This window comes from Candidatus Dormiibacterota bacterium (assembly GCA_035635555.1).
Taxonomy (GTDB): Bacteria; Acidobacteriota; Polarisedimenticolia; order Gp22-AA2; family Gp22-AA2; genus Gp22-AA3.
This window is the reverse complement of the sequence record DASQAT010000048.1, coordinates 49,090-66,082: the sequence shown is the minus strand read 5'-3', so window position 1 is coordinate 66,082 and position 16,993 is coordinate 49,090. Positions and strand designations below refer to the sequence as shown.

The window sequence follows — 16,993 nt, the reverse complement described above, 5'->3', positions numbered from 1 at the left end:
GTGCTTCCCCGCCTTCCACCTCCTCTCTGGAGGACCACTCCGCTTTCATGGAGATCAATGCCCGCGGCGGGCGCAACCGAACGGCCGATGTGGGATAATTCCGACAATATTGGCAAGCGGCGAAAACAGAGAAGAAGGTAGGCAATTCGCTCAGCGGGCGAGTGCACGGAACGATTGGGGGTTCCTCCTGGCCCCGGCACCCGTGCCGCTTACGGCTTGAAATGGCCGCTCGAGACGACGTCGAAAGCACTGCCTCGCTGCTCGCCAAGGTGCGCGAGGGGGACGAGGAGGCGCGCGCGCGGCTGGTCGTCCGCTACCGGACCCTCCTGCGGCGCTGGGCGCACGGCCGCGTCCCCCCGCGTGCCCGCGCCCTGATCGACACCGAGGATGTCGTGCAGGTGACTCTCCTCCGGGCTCTGGACAGGGTGGGGGGATTCGAGCCGCGACGCGAGGGGGCGTTCCTGGCCTACCTGCGCACGATTCTCCTGAACGAGATCCGCGCAACGCTGCGGCGCGTCGATCGTGGACCGGAGATGGAGCCCCTGCCGGCCGGGCTCGAAGACAGGCATCCCTCGCCACTCGCCGAGGCGATCGGGACGGAGGCGATCGATTCCTACGAGGCGGCCCTGGCGACCCTGACGGAGGAACAGCAGCAGGCCGTGGTGCTGCGGGTCGAGATGGGCTTCACCTACCAGCAGGTGGCCGAGGCGATGGGCAGCCCTTCGATGGATGCAGCCCGGATGCTCGTGGCGCGGGCCCTGGCCCGCCTCTCGGAGAAGATGGTTGAGCACGCAAGATGACGAAGCGCTGCTCCGCCTCGCCTCGGCGGTTGGCGATGGGGCTGCCGTCGACTGGGAGCGCGAAAGCGCGACTCACGCCGCCCTGCAGCCTCAGTTGCACCAGCTGCGCGTCCTGGAGGCCATGATGGCGATGCGCTCCGGAACGGCGCACGATCCTCCGAACGCCGACCTCCCTGGCGCCCGTTCGTCCAATGACACAGGAACAGTCCACCCCGGGCTCACGCCCGGGCGGATCTTGGGTGAGCGTTATCAGATCCGTGCCTTCCTCGGCGAGGGCGGGATGGGAGAAGTGTGGCTGGCCCTCGATCTGAAACTGCGGGTAGAAGTGGCTCTCAAGTCGTTACACCGGGAGCGTCTCGGAGACGAGCGGTCGCTCGATCTCCTGCGTCGCGAGGTGCGCGCAGCCCGGCAGGTGGCATCCCCGAACGTCTGTCGGATTTTCGACCTGGTCGAGGCCGATGGCCTTGAGCTCGTCTCCATGGAATGCGTGGACGGCACCACCCTGGCCGGAGTCCTGCGAGAGCGGGGACCGCTCGATCTCAAGGAAGCGACGGAGATCGCCTCGCAGTTCCTCATCGGTCTGGAGGCCATCCACGGGGCCGGACTGGTCCATCGGGACATCAAACCGGGGAACATCATGCTCACGCGCACGGGTCGAGTCGTCCTCATGGATTTTGGGCTTGCGAGGCCGGTCACGGATGACCGGGACCACTCGATCGTGGGAACGCGCCCCTACATGGCGCCCGAGCAGCTCAAGGGAGAGACTCTGGACGCCCGGACCGACGTCTTCGCAGCGGGTGTGGTGCTGGCCGAGATAGTGAGCGTGGGAGGATCAAGCGGGCAGACGACTCGCGAGGCTCTGTGGGCGGGCGCGCGCGAGGAGCCGCCCCGGTTGCCGGAAGGTCCCTGGCGCCCGGTCCTGCTGCGGGCCATCGCCAAGGATCCGAGATTGCGCTTTCCATCGGCACAGGCTCTGGCGCGGGCGCTGGAGGTGGTCACCCTGCGCGTGCAGGCGGCGGACGATCGACGCCCTTATCCGGGCCTCGCGTCGTTCACGCAGGCGGACGCCGAGTATTTCTTCGGGCGCGAGGTGGAGGTCGAGCAGATGTGGCGCAAGCTGCGCTGGCCTCACCTGCAGGCGATCATCGGGCCGTCCGGAGCGGGCAAGAGCTCGTTCCTCCGGGCCGGGCTGATCCCGGCCCTGCCGCAGGGATGGCGCTGCGTCGTCTGCAATCCCGGCAGCTCTCCGATGATGGCCCTGGCGCAGGCGCTCGCGCCGGAGCTCTCGGGCGACGCCGAGGCGGTCCGTCTGCTGCCGAGGTTCGAGGAGCCGGACGTGGTGGTTGAATTGATCGGCACATGGCGGAAACGCCACGAGCAGGTGCTGCTCATCGTCGATCAGTTCGAGGAGCTGTTTACGCTGAACCCACCCGAAGTGCAGGCGCGCTTCGCGGAGCTTCTCGGACGGCTGGCGCTCGAGGCAGACGTGCATGTGCTGCTCTCCATGCGGGACGATTTCCTGTTCCAGTGCCATGCCCACCCGCCTCTCACACCGATCTTCTCCGAGCTGACGCCGCTCGGGCCCCCGACGGGCGCCGCTCTGCGCCGGGCCCTCACGCAGCCGGCCCTGAAGTGCGGCTACCGCTTCGAGGACGAAGCCTTGGTCGAGGAGATGCTGGACGTGGTGAAGGAAGAGCGCGGTGCCCTGCCACTTTTGGCGTTCGCCGTGGCGCGGCTTTGGGAGAAGCGGAACCGGGAGGCGGGGCTTCTGACCCGCGAGGCGTACCGGGAGATCGGCGGCGTCGCGGGGGCCCTGGCGCAGCACGCCGAGGCGGTCCTGGATCGCATCGGAACCGAGCGACGACCGCTGGTGCGGGAGATCTTCCGCAACCTGGTCACCGCCCGGAGGACGCGTGCGGTACGGGACCGGGACGACCTGCTGTCAATCTTCCGGGACCGAGAGCGAGCGGACGGAGTCCTGTGCGCCCTCATCGACGCGCGCCTGCTGACATCGTTCGAGGTGCAGGAGGACGAAAGCAGCGGGGCGACCAGACGCCAACGTGTCGAGATCATCCACGAGTCGCTTCTGCTGGCCTGGCCGCGGCTGGCGCGCTGGCAGACGCAGGACGCGGACAGCGCAGGACTGCGCGACCAGCTTCGCCAGGCGGCGCAGATGTGGCAGGAGCGCGGCTGCCCCGGCGATCTTCTATGGACCGGGACGTCGTACAGGGAGTTCCTCGTCTGGCGCGAGCGCTACACGGGCGGGCTCACGGCGACCGAGGAGTCTTTCGCGCGGGCGATGGTCTCCCAGACAGAGCGGCGGCGACGGCGGGTGCGAGCGACGGTTTCGGGCGTGATCGCCGCGCTCCTCGTGGTCGTCGCCGCGATCGGCACACTGTGGGTGCGGGCGAAAAACCAGGCGTTGCGCGCCGACGCGAGCCGCTTGATAGCCTTCGGCCAGCTGCACATCGACACGCGACCGACAATGGCCCTGGCGTTCAGTATCGCCAGCCTGGAACGGGCCGACACGCCGGAGGCCCGTCACCTGGCCCTTGACGCGCTCGAGCGCCAGCCCCAGGTCTTCGATGAGTCCGAGGAGGGGAACGGGTCGGAGGTCCAGTTCAGTCCAGATGGACGCTGGCTCGCCAGGGGCCAGAATTTCACGGGGAGGATCCTGCTCTTCTCCTCCGGGGGCGGGCCTCCCCGTGTCCTGGCCGGCCGCGGCACGCATGTCGATAAAACGCTGTTCGGACCGGGATCCGATGTTCTTCTAACCTCGGCCTATGGCTCCACCGCCGTCCAGGTCTGGTCCGTCCCCGACGGGCGACCGATCCGCTCCATCGAGTACGGCTCAGGAGAGGACCGGCACAGGCCGGAGTTCATCTCGGCCGACCGGTCGCGTCTCATCACCGCGGCGATCCACGGCGCTTCGGCATCTGGCTACGGGACCGTCCGGCTGCTCTCCTGGCCACGTGGCGGAGTTGAACCGGTCATCCTGGCAGAACTCGATGGTGTTGCGGATTTCGTCGTCGATCCCAGCGGAGAGCGTGTTGGGTACATCAAGGACGGAAAGATCTATCTCCAACCGCTGGATCGACTCGACAAGACGCGGCCCCGGATCGTCGGGCAGCATCAGGGCGCCTGGGTGCTCGCCTTCGATTCGTCCGGCAGACTCCTGGCCTCCGGGAACCTCTCCGGCGGGATCCGCGTGTGGGTGGTCAAGGAGATCGCGGAGAAACCGCTCGCGCTCTTCGACGCCGAAGACGGGGTTTACTCTCTTCGTTTTGATCCGACGGGGTCCCTCCTGGCTTCGGGGCACGCGAGCGGGGCCGTGCGCCTCTGGGACCTGATGGGCCCGCCGGGCTTGCCTCCCCTCGAATTGCTTGACAGAACCGGCGGGACCAAGGGCCTCGCGTTCCATCCGAACGGACGCTGGCTCGCAACGTGCAGCGACAACCCACGCGTCGGCCTCTGGCCGCTCGACCGCCGCTACGCTCATATCCTGTTCCGCGCGAAGACGAGAGAAAGTCTCGGGCCGGTTGTCTTCGCCCCGGACGGCACCTGGGTCGCGGCCAGCGTGGGAGGAGGCAGGCTGCGCCGCTGGCCTCTCACCCGCTCCGGTGGGGACCCGATCGACTTCGAAGTCCCGGGAGAGAAAGTCTCGACTCTCGCCGTGGACCCTGCCGGTCGCTACCTCCTTGCCGGCACATTCAATGGGGCGGTGCTGGTCTCGCTGCGGGGTGGCCGGGCCAAGAGACTTCCCGGCTTCCAGGACGTCGTCGATGCGGTCGCATTCAGCCCCGACGGCCGACTCGCGGCAGGAGGGGGAGGACTCTTCGGCAGAGCCCCGGCGGATCGGTTCCTACGGGTCTGGGACCTCGAAGCGGGAACGTATCGGGACCTCAGAACTGACGCGGAGGTCACCTACCTGACTTTCCTGCCGGACGGCCGGCTTCTTTTCGTGAGCGGACCCGCCAACGGAGCGAAGAATTTGTACCGCTGGACCATCGGCAAGGACACCGCTGAATTGGTGAAGGAGGACATCGGGTCCTGGCTCTCTTCGTGTCTGAGTCCTGACGGAAAGCGGCTGTTGGCGGATCGGAGGGGTGGTGGCACGTTGCTGCACAATCTTGTCGATGGCAGCGTCAGCGTGCTCTCGGAGGATGCCCGGGGTTGTCGATTCAATCACAGCGGGACGGTGGTCGTGTGCGCAGGTGGAGTCGATACGGTGCGCGTCATCCCCCAGGACGGTCGCCCCCCGTATGACCTGGTCGGTCACAACGGTTACGGTCATCCTCATGCGGTCAATGGAGTCGCCATCTCTCCGGACGATCGCTTGATCGTGTCCGCCGGCGCCGACGGCACGGTCCGACTCTGGCCGATGCCCGAGGGTGAGTCGCTCCTCCCGCTGTCGCACGAGCAGTTTCTCGAGCGACTCCACTCCCTGACGAACATCCGGGCCGTCCTCGACGACAGAGCCGCGGACGGCTGGACGCTCGCCTTCGAGCCCCCTGACCCCGGCTGGGAGAGGCTGCCGACCTGGTAGTCAGCGGAACCGATCCGGCATCAACCTCAGAAGGTGATCCTTAGACTTGCGCCGGCCCGGTTCGGGACGACGTTCCAAGTCGCGCCCGGCGCGGGCAGCGCACCCGCACGCGGATGCCGCGCCGCAATCCCCTTACCGATCGCCAAGCCAAGTGCGGCGCCCGCCACGACGTCGGACGCCCAGTGCAGGTCCTCCTGCACGGTCGAGATACCGATGAGCGCCGCCACCGGGTACGCGATGGCGGCCACCTTGCGGCCGCCGCGGTCGCTAAACGCCGCGGCGATGGCGAACGAGCGCGCCGTGTGGCCCGACGGGAAGATCGTGTCTCCTCGGAAGAATCTCCCCTCCTCCGATCCGCGCCCGGGGCTCTCCCGTCCGAACGCCCCCTTGGCGACGCTGGTGATGACTGCGGCCCAGACGTACGCCTCGAACGCCGTGGCCGCCGGCCCGGCCACGCGCTCGTTCCGCGTGGCGCGCCCGGCGAGGTAGAGCGTCCCGAGGGCCGCCGCCTCGACTTCGATCCTGCCGAGCGGCTCGAACTTGGTGGCGATCCGGCCGGCCGTGGGGCGGTCCGAATCGACGACGTTGGCGCGGATCTCCTCGTCCCGGTTCATCGCCAGCGCGGTCGCCGCGACGGATCCGGCGGTCATCCAGGCCCCCTTCCGGCTGGCGCGCGCCGGGAAGGTGAGGAGGTAGCGCCCGTCGCCGGCAAAGGTCCGGAGCGCTTCGCGGAAGGTCGCGCGGGGGGAGGGCGTGGCCGGTTCCGCGGCGGCCGCCTGCGGGACAATCGCCGCCGCGAGCGAGACGGCGAGGACGAGGAGGCGCCCGCTCCGGCCCCCGGGGGCGGAGAGGCCGGCGATCACGCGGGGTCCCGCAGCTCGGCGGCGGTCAGGGTGACGCCGGCGAAGACGTACGCGTCGTTCCAGGCGAAGCGGCCGCCGAGAGACTCGAGGCCGGGGCGCCCGGCCGCCTGGTCCGCCGCCTGCGTCTTGAGGATCCTCGCCGTGAACGTCCCCGCTTCCGGCGCGAGGTCGATCTCCACGTCGTGGAAATCGAGGAAGGTCTTCATGAGAGGGTGGTAGCACTTGTAGGCGCTTTCCTTGGCGCTGAAGACGATCATGGTCCAGAGACCGGGCGGCAGGCCGGGCAGGGACTCGATCCGCCGCCGCTCGGCGGGGGTGCAGATGATGGAAGCGACGCGCCCCTCGAGCGGCCGCGCCCTCTCGACGTCGAAACCGACCCCGGCGATGTCTCCGCGCCGGGCGATCGCCACGCCGCAGTAGTCGCCGCAATGCGACAGGCTGCCGACGATCCCGGGGGGCCAGACGGGAGAGCGGTCCGGAGCGGCAACGAGCGGGAAGCCGCGGATTCCGAGACGCCCGAGCGCCGCACGGGCGCACACGCGCCCCGCGGTGAACTCGCGGCGGCGCTTGGCGATGGCGCGCGGCGACAGGCAGGCCTCTTCCTCGGGAAGGAGCGCCCCCGCCCACATCTCCGGCGTGGCCGCGAGCGTGAGGACGGGTGCTGAGAAGAGGGTCTCGATCACCCGGCTAGGTTATCTCCGTCCCGCCGAAATATCCGTGCAGCGCCTCGGGGATGGCGACGCCGCCGTCCTTGCGCTGGCCGTTCTCGAGGATGGCCACGAGCGTGCGGCCGACCGCAAGCCCCGAGCCGTTGAGGGTGTGCGCGAACTCCGCCTTCGCGCCTGGGCCGCGCCGGAACCGGATGGAGGCGCGACGCGCCTGGAAGTCGCCGCAGTTGGAGCAGGACGAGATCTCCCGGTAGGCCTTGAAGGAGGGCAGCCAGACCTCCAGGTCGTACGTCTTGGTCGAGGCGAACCCGATGTCGCCGGTGCACAGCGACACCACCCGGTACGGCAGGCCCAGGCGCTCCAGCACCGTCGCCGCGTCGCGCGTCAGGAGCTCGAGCGCCTCGAACGATTCCTCCGGCTTCGTGAACTTCACCAGCTCGACCTTGTTGAACTGATGCTGGCGGATCAGCCCCTTCACGTCCTTGCCGTACGAGCCCGCTTCGCTCCTGAAGCACGGCGTGAAGGCGGTGTAGGAGAGCGGCAGCCGCGCTCCATCGAGGAACTCCTCGCGGTGCAGGTTGGTGAGCGGCACCTCGGCGGTCGGGATCAGCCAATAGCCGGCCTTCTCCACACGGAACAGGTCGTCGGCGAACTTCGGCAGCTGCCCGGTGCCTGTCATCGCGGCGGTGTTGACCATGAGGGGCGGCAGGACCTCGGTGTAGCCGTGCTCGCGCGTGTGCAGGTCGAGCATGAAGTTGATCAGCGCGCGCTCCAGGCGGGCCCCCGCGCCGGTGTAGACGGCGAAGCGCGCGCCGGCGATCTTCGCGGCCCTCTCGAAGTCGAGAATCCCGAGACGGGTGCCGATCTCCCAGTGGGGCAGCGGCTCGAAGTCGAACGTCGCCGGCTTGCCCCAGCGGCGCACCTCGACGTTGTCGTCGCCGCTCCTTCCCTTCGGGACGCTCTCGTGCGGGACGTTCGGGAGGGTCAGGAGCCAGGACTCGAGCGACGCCTCGATCTCGGCGATCCGGGCGTCCAGCTCCTTGATCCGGTCCCCCCGCCGGCGCACCTCCTCGATGAGGCTCGCGGCGTCCTTGCGCTCTCTCTTGAGCGCGGCGATCTGCTCGGAGTCCTTGTTGCGGGCGGCCTTCAGCGTCTCGACCTCGCGCAGCGCCGTTCGCCGTGCCGTGTCGAGAGCGGAGAATTCGTCGAGCGAAATCCGCGCGCCGCGGTCCTGGAGCGCGCTCGCGAGAACATCGAGGTGCTCGCGAACCCACGTCATGTCGAGCATGGCGGCGAGTCTAATGTATGATGCGCGGGCATGGCAAGAACGCGCCGCGCGGACTACACGAGGAGCAACCGCATCCGCACGCTGCCGCTGAGCGATCCGGAAGAGGCGGCGTGGGCGTCGCAAAAACTCCTGAACGCGCGCGACGCCTTGAGCCGGCGGCTTCTCGGGTCGGAGCTCCTCTCGGTCCTTGCGGCTCAGACCGGCGTCGCCGTCCCCGAGCTGGTCGTGCCGGACGAGCACCAGCCGCACCGGCGCAGCGGCGGCCGCATCGTCTACAGTCTGCAGGGGGATTACCGGCGACGGCTGCCCTCCCCCGAGAACCCCCGCGTGGCGCGCGGCGGTCGGCCGCTCGGCCGCATCCGCGTCCCGAACCGCACGCCGGCGCGCGGTGATGTGGTCCGGCCGACCGCGTTCCTCAACACGCTGCTGCACGAGTTCTGCCACCATCACGACGGCGAGGCGCTCGGGCTCGTCCGGTCGTTCCACACCTCCGGCTTCTACGCGCGTCTGCGCCACCTGCGCGACCAGATCGAGGCGGGCGCGGGCGACGGCCTGCTCGAGGCGGACGGCGTGCCCCTCGCACGCCCCGCCGCCGCGGCCCGCCCGGAGCGCGAGGCGGATTCCCCGCTGCCGCTGTTCGACCGCCTCTGGTCTATAATCCGGCGGCTCTGAGGACACTGCGGCTCCCGGGAGCCGATCGAGAGGACCCTCCGCGTGACGACCCCCGCTCCGATCCGCAAGGCGGTGTTCCCCGCCGCCGGGCTGGGCACACGTTTCCTGCCCGCGACCAAGGCGCAGCCGAAGGAGATGCTGCCGCTGGTCGACAAGCCGATCATCCAGTACGTGGTCGAGGAGGCGGCGGCCTCCGGCATCGAGTCGATCATCATCGTCACCGGCCGGGGCAAGACCGCGATCGAGAACCACTTCGATGTGGCGTTCGAGCTGGAGCAGCTCCTCGAGCAGCGCCGCAAGGTCGACCTCCTGAAGGAAATCCGCTCGATCACCGACATGATCAACGTGTCGTACGTAAGGCAGAAGGAGCCGCTCGGGCTGGGGCACGCCATCCTGATGGCGCGCGATCTGGTGGGGGACGAGCCGTTCGCCGTGTTCCTGGGGGACGACGTCATCGAGGCCGAGGTCCCGGTGATGCGCCAGATGATCGACGTCTACCAGAAACTCCGCTGTCCGATCGTGGCGGTCGAGCGAGTCAGCCGCAAGCGCACGAGCGACTACGGCATCGTCGCCGCGCGGCCGGCGGGCAATCACCTGTACCAGGTCACCGACCTGGTGGAGAAGCCGAGCCCCGAAGAGGCGCCGTCCGACCTCGCGATCATCGGGCGCTACATCCTGACCCCGGACATCTTCAAGCACCTGGAGGCCACCGCCGCCGGGCGCGGCGGCGAGATCCAGCTGACCGACGGCCTGCGCTCGCTGCTGCGCCGGCGCCGGATCTACGCCTACCGTTTCAGCGGCCGGCGCTACGACACCGGGGACAAGCTCGGTTTCCTGAAGGCGACGGTCGAGTTCGCCCTGCGCCGGCCCGACCTGGGGGCCGCGTTCCGGGTCTATCTCAAGAACCTCGACCTCGGCGGCGCGCCCGCCTCCCCGAAGTCCGCGCGCCGGCGAAAGCGCGCAAGGTGAGGCGCGGTCGCATAGCACCGCGACCGAAGACGCGCGGCCACGCCCCCGAGAGGAGGCGCAGCGCGCGGGGGCTCGGCGCGCACCCGGAGAGACGCGTCCTGGCGCCCGGCCGCCGCGCCCTCCTGGGGCGCCGGCCGTCCGGTGCGCGCCGGGCCGCGGTCGTCCTGCCTCCGATCGTCAACCTGTTCGAGCGGCCCGATGCCGCGTCGCCGGTCGTCAGTCAGGCGACCCTGGGTGCGGGGGTCGCCGTCCTCGACGCGGCGCGCGGCTACGACCTGGTCGAGACCGCCGACCGCTATCGCGGCTGGATCCGCTCGGCCGCGCTCCGATCGATCCTCCCGCGCTCGGCCCCCTATCCCCGCCCCGATCGGGCCTGGCGCGTCGTGAACTTCATGTGCCAGATCTACCGGGACAGGGACGTGACCTCCGCCTCGCCGATCGCCACGGCGCCCCTGCTCGCGGTCGTCGAGGTCGTCGAGGATCGGCCGGAATGGAAGAGGGTCCGCCTTCCCGACGGCCGCCGCGGCTGGGTCCAGGGCGGGGACGTCGAGCCCGTGACGCGGCGGCTTCCCCCGGACCTCCTCGACGGCGCGGCCGTGGCCGCCACCGCGCTGCGCTTCCTGGGTCTCCCTTATCTCTGGGGCGGCACCACGCCGTTCGGCATCGACTGCTCCGGCCTCACGCAGCTGGTCTACAGGATGCACGGCCACCTTCTGCCGCGCGACGCCGATCTGCAGCACTCCCACACCGGGCTGCACGCCGTCGACCGGGCGGACCTCCGCTCCGGAGATCTCGTCTTCTTCGGCCCGGACGGGACAAGCATCACGCACGTCGGCATCGCGCTCGACCGCGACAGGTTCGTGAGCGCCACGACCTACCGCGCGCCGACGGTGCGCGTCGACCGGCTGGACGATCCCTACTGGGCGAGGCTGTACCGTGCGGCGCGCCGGCTCGGGAGTCGGGCCTGACGGGGAGGCTCAGTCCTTCTTCTCGGGCTTCGTCTTGGGCGTCTTGCTCGAGGTGTCGGTCTTGTCGGCCTTGTCGTCCTTGTCCTTCTTCTTCTCCGACTCGGAGTGGTCCGGCAGGCTCGAGGTGCTTCCCTTGCGCGGGTAGTCGGTGATGTAGAAGCCCGACCCCTTGAACTGGATGGCGGGCGACGACAGGAGCTTCTTCACCTTCTTCTTGCCGCACTTGGGACATTTCCTGACGATCGGATCGCTGTACTGCTGGATCCGCTCGAAGCGGTGATGACACGCCTCGCATTCGTACTCGTACAGCGGCACCGGATTCCTCCCGCCACACATCAAAGCGCGGCGGAAAATCCCGCCGCAGGCTCCAGGATTATAGGGCCAAATGTCCTATAATCGCCGCATGGCTCGACGGGCGACCGGCGTCCTCCCGGTCCTCGCGCTCCTCGTCACGGCCGGATCCTTCGTCGCTTCGGCGGATATCTCCCTGCCCGATCCGGGCGAGCGCTGGATCGAGGTGCGGACGGCCCATTTCACTCTGTTCAGCAACGCCTCCGACAACCGCACGAGGGAGATCGGCGGCAGCCTCGAGCGCTTCCGCGCGGCCCTGGCGCGGGTCGTCACCGGTCTCGAGGTCAACTCTCCGGTCCCGACCTGGGTGTACGTCTTCAAGAACGAAGCCTCCTTCAACCCGTACAAGAAGCGCGTCGGTCTAGGCCCGGCCAACGTCACCGGGGCGTTCGCCGGGCACCGCGACGGGAACTACGTCGCGCTCGACGCCAGCCCGGCGACCGATCCCTGGAGCGTCGTGTACCACGAGTACCTGCATTACTTCCTCAACAACAACTTCGAGGACATCCCGCTGTGGTTCAACGAAGGGATGGCCGAGTGCTACGGCACCTTCGCGGCCGACGCCGAGCACGTCGAGATCGGCCGGCCGATCGAGGAGCATCTCCGGCTGCTGCGGACCGGCACGTGGATCCCCCTCTCCGATCTCTTCGGCATCGACCCGGACTCGAAGGACTACAACGAGGGGGACCGCCAGGGGATGTTCTACGCCGAGTCCTGGGCCCTCGCGCACTACCTGGCGTGGGGCCGGACGGAGGAGAGATTCCGCGGGGTCGAGTTCCTGGCGCAGTTCCCGCCGCGCACCGGCCTCCGGGACGCGCTCAGGCCCCTGCTGGGGCCGGACTGGGGGGACCTCCAGACGAGGCTCGTCGCGTACGTGAAGCGCAACAAGATGACCTACAGCATCGTCGATCTCAAGGACCTCACGATCGAGCCCCAGTCGGAGCCCGCGGTGATGACCCGCGCGCAGACACTGTCGCGGCTCGGAGACTATCTCGTGCACAGTCAGACCGGCCGGGAGGCGGACGCCGAGGCGCACTTTCAGGCGGCGATCCGGGCCGATCCCTCCCTGGCCTCCGCCTACACCGGGCTGGGATACCTGCGCGATCTGCAGAAGCGGCGCCAGGAGGCGACCGCCGCGTACGAGAAGGCGCTTGCGCTGGCGCCCCACGATGCGCTGACGATGTTCCTCTACGCGGAAAGCCTCATGGATCGCTTCATGCCCCCGGGCACGATCACACGCCGCTCGGCGGCCGAGGGACCTCCGCCCGATCTGGCCCGGGCGCGCGACCTGTACCGCGCCAGCATCAGGCTGCGTCCGGAGGTCGCCGAGGCCTACGCCGGCTTCGGCGGAACCTTCACGCTCGACGATGCCAGCCCGAAGGAGGGGATCGGGGCGCTCGAGAAGGCCCGGCGGATGCTGCCGTCGCGCATGGACGTCGCGCTGAACCTCGCGGGGCTTTATGCCCGGAACGGCGAGCGCTCCAAGGCGCAGGAGATCGTCGAGCGGGTTCTGCGCCGCTCCGGAAACCGCCAGACGATCGAGACCGGCGAGGAGATCCTCCTGGAATCCGATCTGAAGCGCGCCGAGGGGCTCGTCAACTCCGGGGACATCGACGCCGGGATCGCGATCATCAGGGACGTCCAGGCGAAGACGCAGAACGCCGCTCTCAAGCGTCAGCTCGGCGAGCACCTGGAGCGCATCGAGGAGACGCGGACCTTCAACCGCCAGGTCGAGACATTCAACCGCGCGGTCGATCTGGCGAACCGGAAGGACTACCGGAAGGCCGCGGCGCTTCTGGAGACGCTCGCCGGCGAAGCGAAGGACCCGAAGCTTCTGCAGCAGACGGAGACGCTGCTGAAGCGCGTCCGGCAGGAGATCGCGGCCGGGACGAAGCGCTGATCCGGGGCGCTTCTGGCTCCGCCCGCGTGCGCGTATAATTCGCCTCCATGGACAAGATCCGCATCCAGGGCCCGTGCCGGCTGAGGGGAACGGTCCGGGCCAGCGGCGCCAAGAACGCCGTGCTTCCCGAGATGGCGGCGACGCTTCTCTTGGAAGGACCGGTCACGCTGCGCAACGTCCCCGTGGTGCGCGACGTCCAGACCATGGTCAAGGTCCTGCGCCATCTCGGCGTACGGTCGCTGAAGCTGGAGGGGAACAGCCTGAGCGCCGAGGGGGGCGCCGCGGGAGATCCGGAGGCGCCGTACGACCTCGTCCGGACCATGCGCGCGTCGATCCTGGTCCTCGGCCCGCTCCTGGCGCGTCTCGGACGGGCGAAGGTGTCCCTCCCCGGGGGCTGCGCGATCGGGGCGCGGCCGATCGACTACCACATCGAGGCGCTGCGCCGGATGGGGGCCGACGTCGCCATCGAGCACGGCTATGTCGTCGCCTCGTGCCGGCGGCTCAAGGGGGCGGAGATCGTCTTCGACGATCGCACCGTCACCGGGACCGAGAACATCATGATGGCCGCCACTCTCGCTGAGGGGCGGACGGTCCTCGAGAATTGCGCCCTGGAGCCGGAGGTCGTCGATCTGGCCCGCTTCCTGAACGCCTGCGGGGCGCGCATCGACGGGGCGGGCACGGGCCGCATCGTCGTCGAGGGGGTGGCGCGGCTGCGCGGCACCGCCCACACCGTCATCCCCGACCGCATCGAGACCGGCACCTTCCTGATGGCGGCGGCGGCCACGCGGAGCGGCATCCGGATCGAGCAGTGCGACCCGTCGCACCTCGAAGCGGTCCTCGACAAGCTGCAGGAGTGCGGCGTCGTCCTGCGCCGGGGGCCCGACAGCATCACCGTCGAGCCGGACGGAGCCCTGCGCGGCGCCAACGTCACGACCCGCCCCTACCCCGATTTCCCGACCGATCTGCAGGCGCAGTTCATGGCGCTGGCGGCACGGGCAGAGGGGGTGTCGATCGTCACCGAGACGGTGTTCGAGAACCGTTTCATGCACGTGGGCGAGCTGCGCCGCATGGGGGCGCGTATCGTGGAGGACGGCCAGACCGCCATCGTCGCCGGGCCGGCGCCGCTCTCGGGCGCGCAGGTCATGGCGAGCGATCTGCGCGCCTCGGCCTGCCTGATCGTCGCCGGTCTCTCGGCCGAGGGGGAGACGACGATCCACCGCGCCTACCACATCGACCGAGGGTACGAGAAGGTGGAGACGAAGTTCCAGGGGCTCGGCGCGCGCATCGAGAGGATCTCGTAGCGCCGGGCACCCGCCGGGAGGACAGCGATGGCCGATTGTCTCTTCTGCAAGATTGCGCGCAAGGAAATCCCCGCGAAGATCGTCTACGACGACCGGCAGGTCGTGGCGTTCGAGGACATCCATCCCCAGGCCCCGACGCACACGCTGGTGATCTCGAAGAGCCACTTCGCGACGCTGAACGACGTCGGCGCCGAGCAGGAAGGGCTTTTGGGGCACATGATGCTGGTCGCCGCGCGGGTGGCCAAGGACAAGGGTCTGCACACCGAGGGGTACCGCCTGGTCGCCAACTGCCTGGAGGGGGCCGGACAGTCGGTGTTCCACATCCACCTGCACCTGCTCGGCGGCCGCCGCTTTACCTGGCCGCCCGGATGAACGAGGACGGTCCTCCCGCGGCCGGAGCGCCGCGCACGTTCCGCCGGACCGCAGGGACGCGACTGCTCAGCGCCGCCTGCGCCCTCCTGTTCGTGGCCGCGACGATCTCCGTCGCCGCGGCCTCCGGGATCACCGCCGGGTTCTTCGTCCTGTCCGGGCTGTCTCTCCTGAGCCTGGCGAACGCCCTGGGGGCGTGGGCGGACCGCTACTCGCTGGGCGCCGCCGGCATCGAGTACCGGAACACGCTCCTGGCGTTGTTCGGCGCCCGGCCCCGTCTGGTGCGGTGGGACGAGGTCGTGCAGGTGCGCGAGCACCGCGCGCTGCGGCTCGGCCGCCTCGAGCCGCGGGCCAGCGCGGTATTCCTGGTCCTGCGTTCCGGCCGCCGGGTCGTCCTCGACTCGCTCGCCGACTTCGACGAAGTCCTGGGAACGGTGCGCCGCTATCACGCCGCCGATCGGGCCGGGCGCTGATTCCGCGGAACGCCCGTCAGTACCCCGCCTGCTTGTCGACTTCGTTGATGAGAGGCTCGCCCGCGAGGTAGCGCTTCAAGTTATTGAGGAAGATCTCGGCGGATCGCCCCATGTACTGCGGGTGGGTGCCGGCGATGTGCGGCGTCATCACCACCTGGGGCAGCCGCCACAGGGGGCTCGAGGGGGGGAGCGGCTCGGCGGCGTACACGTCCAGTCCGGCGCCGGCGATCCAGCCTTCGCGCAGCGCGCGGACCAGGGCGGATTCCTGCACCAGCTCACCGCGCCCGATGTTGATGAGGCAGGCCGTGTGCTTCATCCGCTTCAGCTGCCGCTCGCCGATCATCCCCTTGGTGTCGCGCGTCAGCGGCACCGCCAGCACCAGGACGTCGCTTGCGCGGATGAGCGCCTCCTCCTTCCCCGCCGCGAGCAGGCGGTCGACATAGTCCGGCTTGGCGCGCGGGGTTCGGACGAGCCCCCAGACGGTCATCCCCAGGGCGCGGGCGCGCACCGCGAGCTCCCGGCCGATGTCCCCCAGGCCGAGGATGCCCAGGACCTGGCCGTGCAGCTCCTGAACCGGCGGTCTGCGGCCCCAGATCTCGTGCTGCGCCCACCGGCTCTCCCCCTGGGCCCGCACCGAGTCGGCGATGCCGCGCGTCATCGACAGGATGAGACCCAGCGTGTGCTCCGCCACGGCGACGGAGTTCACGCCGCGCGACGAGGTGATGCGGATGGGACTCTTCACCAGCTCGGGGCTCAGGACCCGGTCGACCCCGGCCAGAGGCGTGTGCATCCAGCGCAGCGTGTCGGCCTTGTCCACGTGCCGCCGCGCGATCCCCCAGGCGAACAGCACCTCGGCCCCCGGCAGGACGCGCACGAACGCGTCTTCGTTCATCGGCAGGTCGATCTGGAAGGACTTCAGGGCCCGGCGCCTGATGGTCTCCAGGCACCCCTCCGGCAGCATCCAGATCGGCTGGCGGTGAGGCAGGTAGATGACGAGACGGCGCTGTCGCGCGGGCATGCCTGGATTCCTCCCGGTCAAACGGGCGACATTCTACGCTAACGGCCCGGAGCTTCGGGAGTTGATGCCAGCCGCCGGGCGACCTCTTCGATCACGCGGACCACCGGACCATCGACGTAGCCGGGCGCCGGCACGGCATCCCCCCACACCACCCCCGGCGGGTAGACCGCCACGGTGTCCCAGACGATTCCGTCCTGCTCGGGGGGATCGGCCCCCTCTCCACCCGCGCGGCCGGCCTCGAGGACGCGCAGGAGCCCGGCCGACACCAGGCGCCCCCGATCCCAGAAATGCCGCGCCCGCGGATCGGCGACGCGCGCGAGGACGCTCGGGAGCGGCGGCGACAGGTCGGTCGCCAGCACCGGCTCCCAGACGAGGAAGACACGCAGCGACCCCCCCGGCGTCCGCCGCAGCACGTCCCCGATCGCGGAGGCCCCCCCCACGCAGATCGGTCAGGTCGGCGACAGCAAGAGCACCACACGCGTCCCCCCCGCCGCCGCATTGAAGTCATCCCGCAGGGCGTTGATGTTCCCCGCGTCCAGGTGAACGAGGCTCGGCCGACCGGGCGCACTCCGAGGCGCAAAGTAGAAGTACGCGCCGATGGCGAGGAGCGCGAGTATTCCCGTCGCCAAGGAGACGACGAGCGTCTTCGTGCGAGGAGCGGTCATAGTCCGGGATTGTACCGTCGATCTCAAGGGGGAGCGGGCCGCAGCCCGCCCGCGCGGCCGTGTGAGACCTCGCGCCGGGGCCCCGCCGCGCGGAGTTCGCGCGGTGGGCGGCGCGAGGCGAACCGAGGGGAGGCTTGCGCGA

At 69.6% G+C, this 16,993-nt stretch carries 16 protein-coding genes; 9 read left to right on the top strand and 7 right to left on the bottom strand.

The genetic code is table 11. The annotated features are described in order from the left end of the window. Positions 1-221 precede the first annotated feature (221 nt). Together VEW47_14855 and VEW47_14850 are read left to right on the top strand one after the other, a co-directional pair. Positions 222-800 carry a sigma-70 family RNA polymerase sigma factor gene (locus tag VEW47_14855; protein HYS06463.1) on the top strand — a complete coding sequence of 193 codons (579 nt, stop codon included), beginning with the start codon at positions 222-224 and terminating at the stop codon, positions 798-800. Continuing rightward, on the top strand, positions 784-5,346 hold the full coding sequence (locus tag VEW47_14850; GenBank protein ID HYS06462.1) for a protein kinase: 4,563 nt from the start codon (positions 784-786) through the stop codon (positions 5,344-5,346). Before VEW47_14855 ends, VEW47_14850 begins: the two co-directional genes overlap by 17 nt. A 26-nt stretch (positions 5,347-5,372) precedes the next feature. Here VEW47_14850 and VEW47_14845 read toward each other — a convergent pair whose 3' ends face one another. Genes VEW47_14845 through serS form a run of 3 tightly spaced genes read right to left on the bottom strand, consistent with a single transcriptional unit; the run spans position 5,373 to position 8,165 of the window. After that, entirely contained in the window at positions 5,373-6,209 is an 837-nt protein-coding gene (locus tag VEW47_14845) for a phosphatase PAP2 family protein (GenBank protein ID HYS06461.1), read from the bottom strand. Then, positions 6,206-6,892: a 4'-phosphopantetheinyl transferase superfamily protein gene (locus VEW47_14840; GenBank protein HYS06460.1), complete on the bottom strand. Its 687-nt coding sequence runs from the start codon at positions 6,890-6,892 to the stop codon at positions 6,206-6,208. Before VEW47_14840 ends, VEW47_14845 begins: the two co-directional genes overlap by 4 nt. 4 nt (positions 6,893-6,896) lie before the next feature. Beyond that, positions 6,897-8,165, bottom strand: coding sequence for a serine--tRNA ligase (gene serS, locus VEW47_14835; GenBank protein HYS06459.1), 1,269 nt, complete (start codon positions 8,163-8,165; stop codon positions 6,897-6,899). A gap of 30 nt (positions 8,166-8,195) precedes the next feature. On the opposite strand from serS, the gene VEW47_14830 reads away from it, so the two are divergent. Genes VEW47_14830 through VEW47_14820 form a run of 3 tightly spaced genes read left to right on the top strand, consistent with a single transcriptional unit; the run spans position 8,196 to position 10,774 of the window. Beyond that, positions 8,196-8,837 carry a hypothetical protein gene (locus VEW47_14830; protein ID HYS06458.1) on the top strand — a complete coding sequence of 214 codons (642 nt, stop codon included), beginning with the start codon at positions 8,196-8,198 and terminating at the stop codon, positions 8,835-8,837. A gap of 42 nt (positions 8,838-8,879) precedes the next feature. Continuing rightward, a complete protein-coding gene (gene galU / locus VEW47_14825; protein ID HYS06457.1) occupies positions 8,880-9,806 on the top strand; it encodes a UTP--glucose-1-phosphate uridylyltransferase GalU in 927 nt (308 codons plus the stop codon). Further along, positions 9,803-10,774: an NlpC/P60 family protein gene (locus VEW47_14820; GenBank protein HYS06456.1), complete on the top strand. Its 972-nt coding sequence runs from the start codon at positions 9,803-9,805 to the stop codon at positions 10,772-10,774. Before galU ends, VEW47_14820 begins: the two co-directional genes overlap by 4 nt. A gap of 9 nt (positions 10,775-10,783) precedes the next feature. Here VEW47_14820 and VEW47_14815 read toward each other — a convergent pair whose 3' ends face one another. Continuing rightward, positions 10,784-11,089: an FmdB family zinc ribbon protein gene (locus tag VEW47_14815; protein HYS06455.1), complete on the bottom strand. Its 306-nt coding sequence runs from the start codon at positions 11,087-11,089 to the stop codon at positions 10,784-10,786. A gap of 88 nt (positions 11,090-11,177) precedes the next feature. On the opposite strand from VEW47_14815, the gene VEW47_14810 reads away from it, so the two are divergent. The 4 genes from VEW47_14810 to VEW47_14795 are packed head-to-tail and all read left to right on the top strand — an operon-like array spanning position 11,178 to position 15,168. After that, on the top strand, positions 11,178-13,025 hold the full coding sequence (locus tag VEW47_14810; GenBank protein HYS06454.1) for a hypothetical protein: 1,848 nt from the start codon (positions 11,178-11,180) through the stop codon (positions 13,023-13,025). Between the two features lie 47 nt (positions 13,026-13,072). Next, complete coding sequence (gene murA, locus VEW47_14805) at positions 13,073-14,326, top strand: UDP-N-acetylglucosamine 1-carboxyvinyltransferase (GenBank protein HYS06453.1); 1,254 nt, start codon at positions 13,073-13,075, stop codon at positions 14,324-14,326. 27 nt (positions 14,327-14,353) lie between these two features. Next, positions 14,354-14,698 carry a histidine triad nucleotide-binding protein gene (locus VEW47_14800; GenBank protein ID HYS06452.1) on the top strand — a complete coding sequence of 115 codons (345 nt, stop codon included), beginning with the start codon at positions 14,354-14,356 and terminating at the stop codon, positions 14,696-14,698. Further along, positions 14,695-15,168 (top strand): hypothetical protein, encoded by a 474-nt coding sequence (locus VEW47_14795; GenBank protein ID HYS06451.1) that lies wholly within the window; start codon positions 14,695-14,697, stop codon positions 15,166-15,168. Before VEW47_14800 ends, VEW47_14795 begins: the two co-directional genes overlap by 4 nt. Before the next feature lie 16 nt (positions 15,169-15,184). Here VEW47_14795 and VEW47_14790 read toward each other — a convergent pair whose 3' ends face one another. The 3 genes from VEW47_14790 to VEW47_14780 are packed head-to-tail and all read right to left on the bottom strand — an operon-like array spanning position 15,185 to position 16,851. Beyond that, entirely contained in the window at positions 15,185-16,186 is a 1,002-nt protein-coding gene (locus tag VEW47_14790; GenBank protein ID HYS06450.1) for a D-2-hydroxyacid dehydrogenase, read from the bottom strand. Positions 16,187-16,224: 38 nt separating this feature from the next. Beyond that, complete coding sequence (locus VEW47_14785; GenBank protein ID HYS06449.1) at positions 16,225-16,599, bottom strand: hypothetical protein; 375 nt, start codon at positions 16,597-16,599, stop codon at positions 16,225-16,227. A gap of 36 nt (positions 16,600-16,635) precedes the next feature. Then, entirely contained in the window at positions 16,636-16,851 is a 216-nt protein-coding gene (locus VEW47_14780) for a hypothetical protein (GenBank protein HYS06448.1), read from the bottom strand. Between the last annotated feature and the right edge of the window lie 142 nt (positions 16,852-16,993).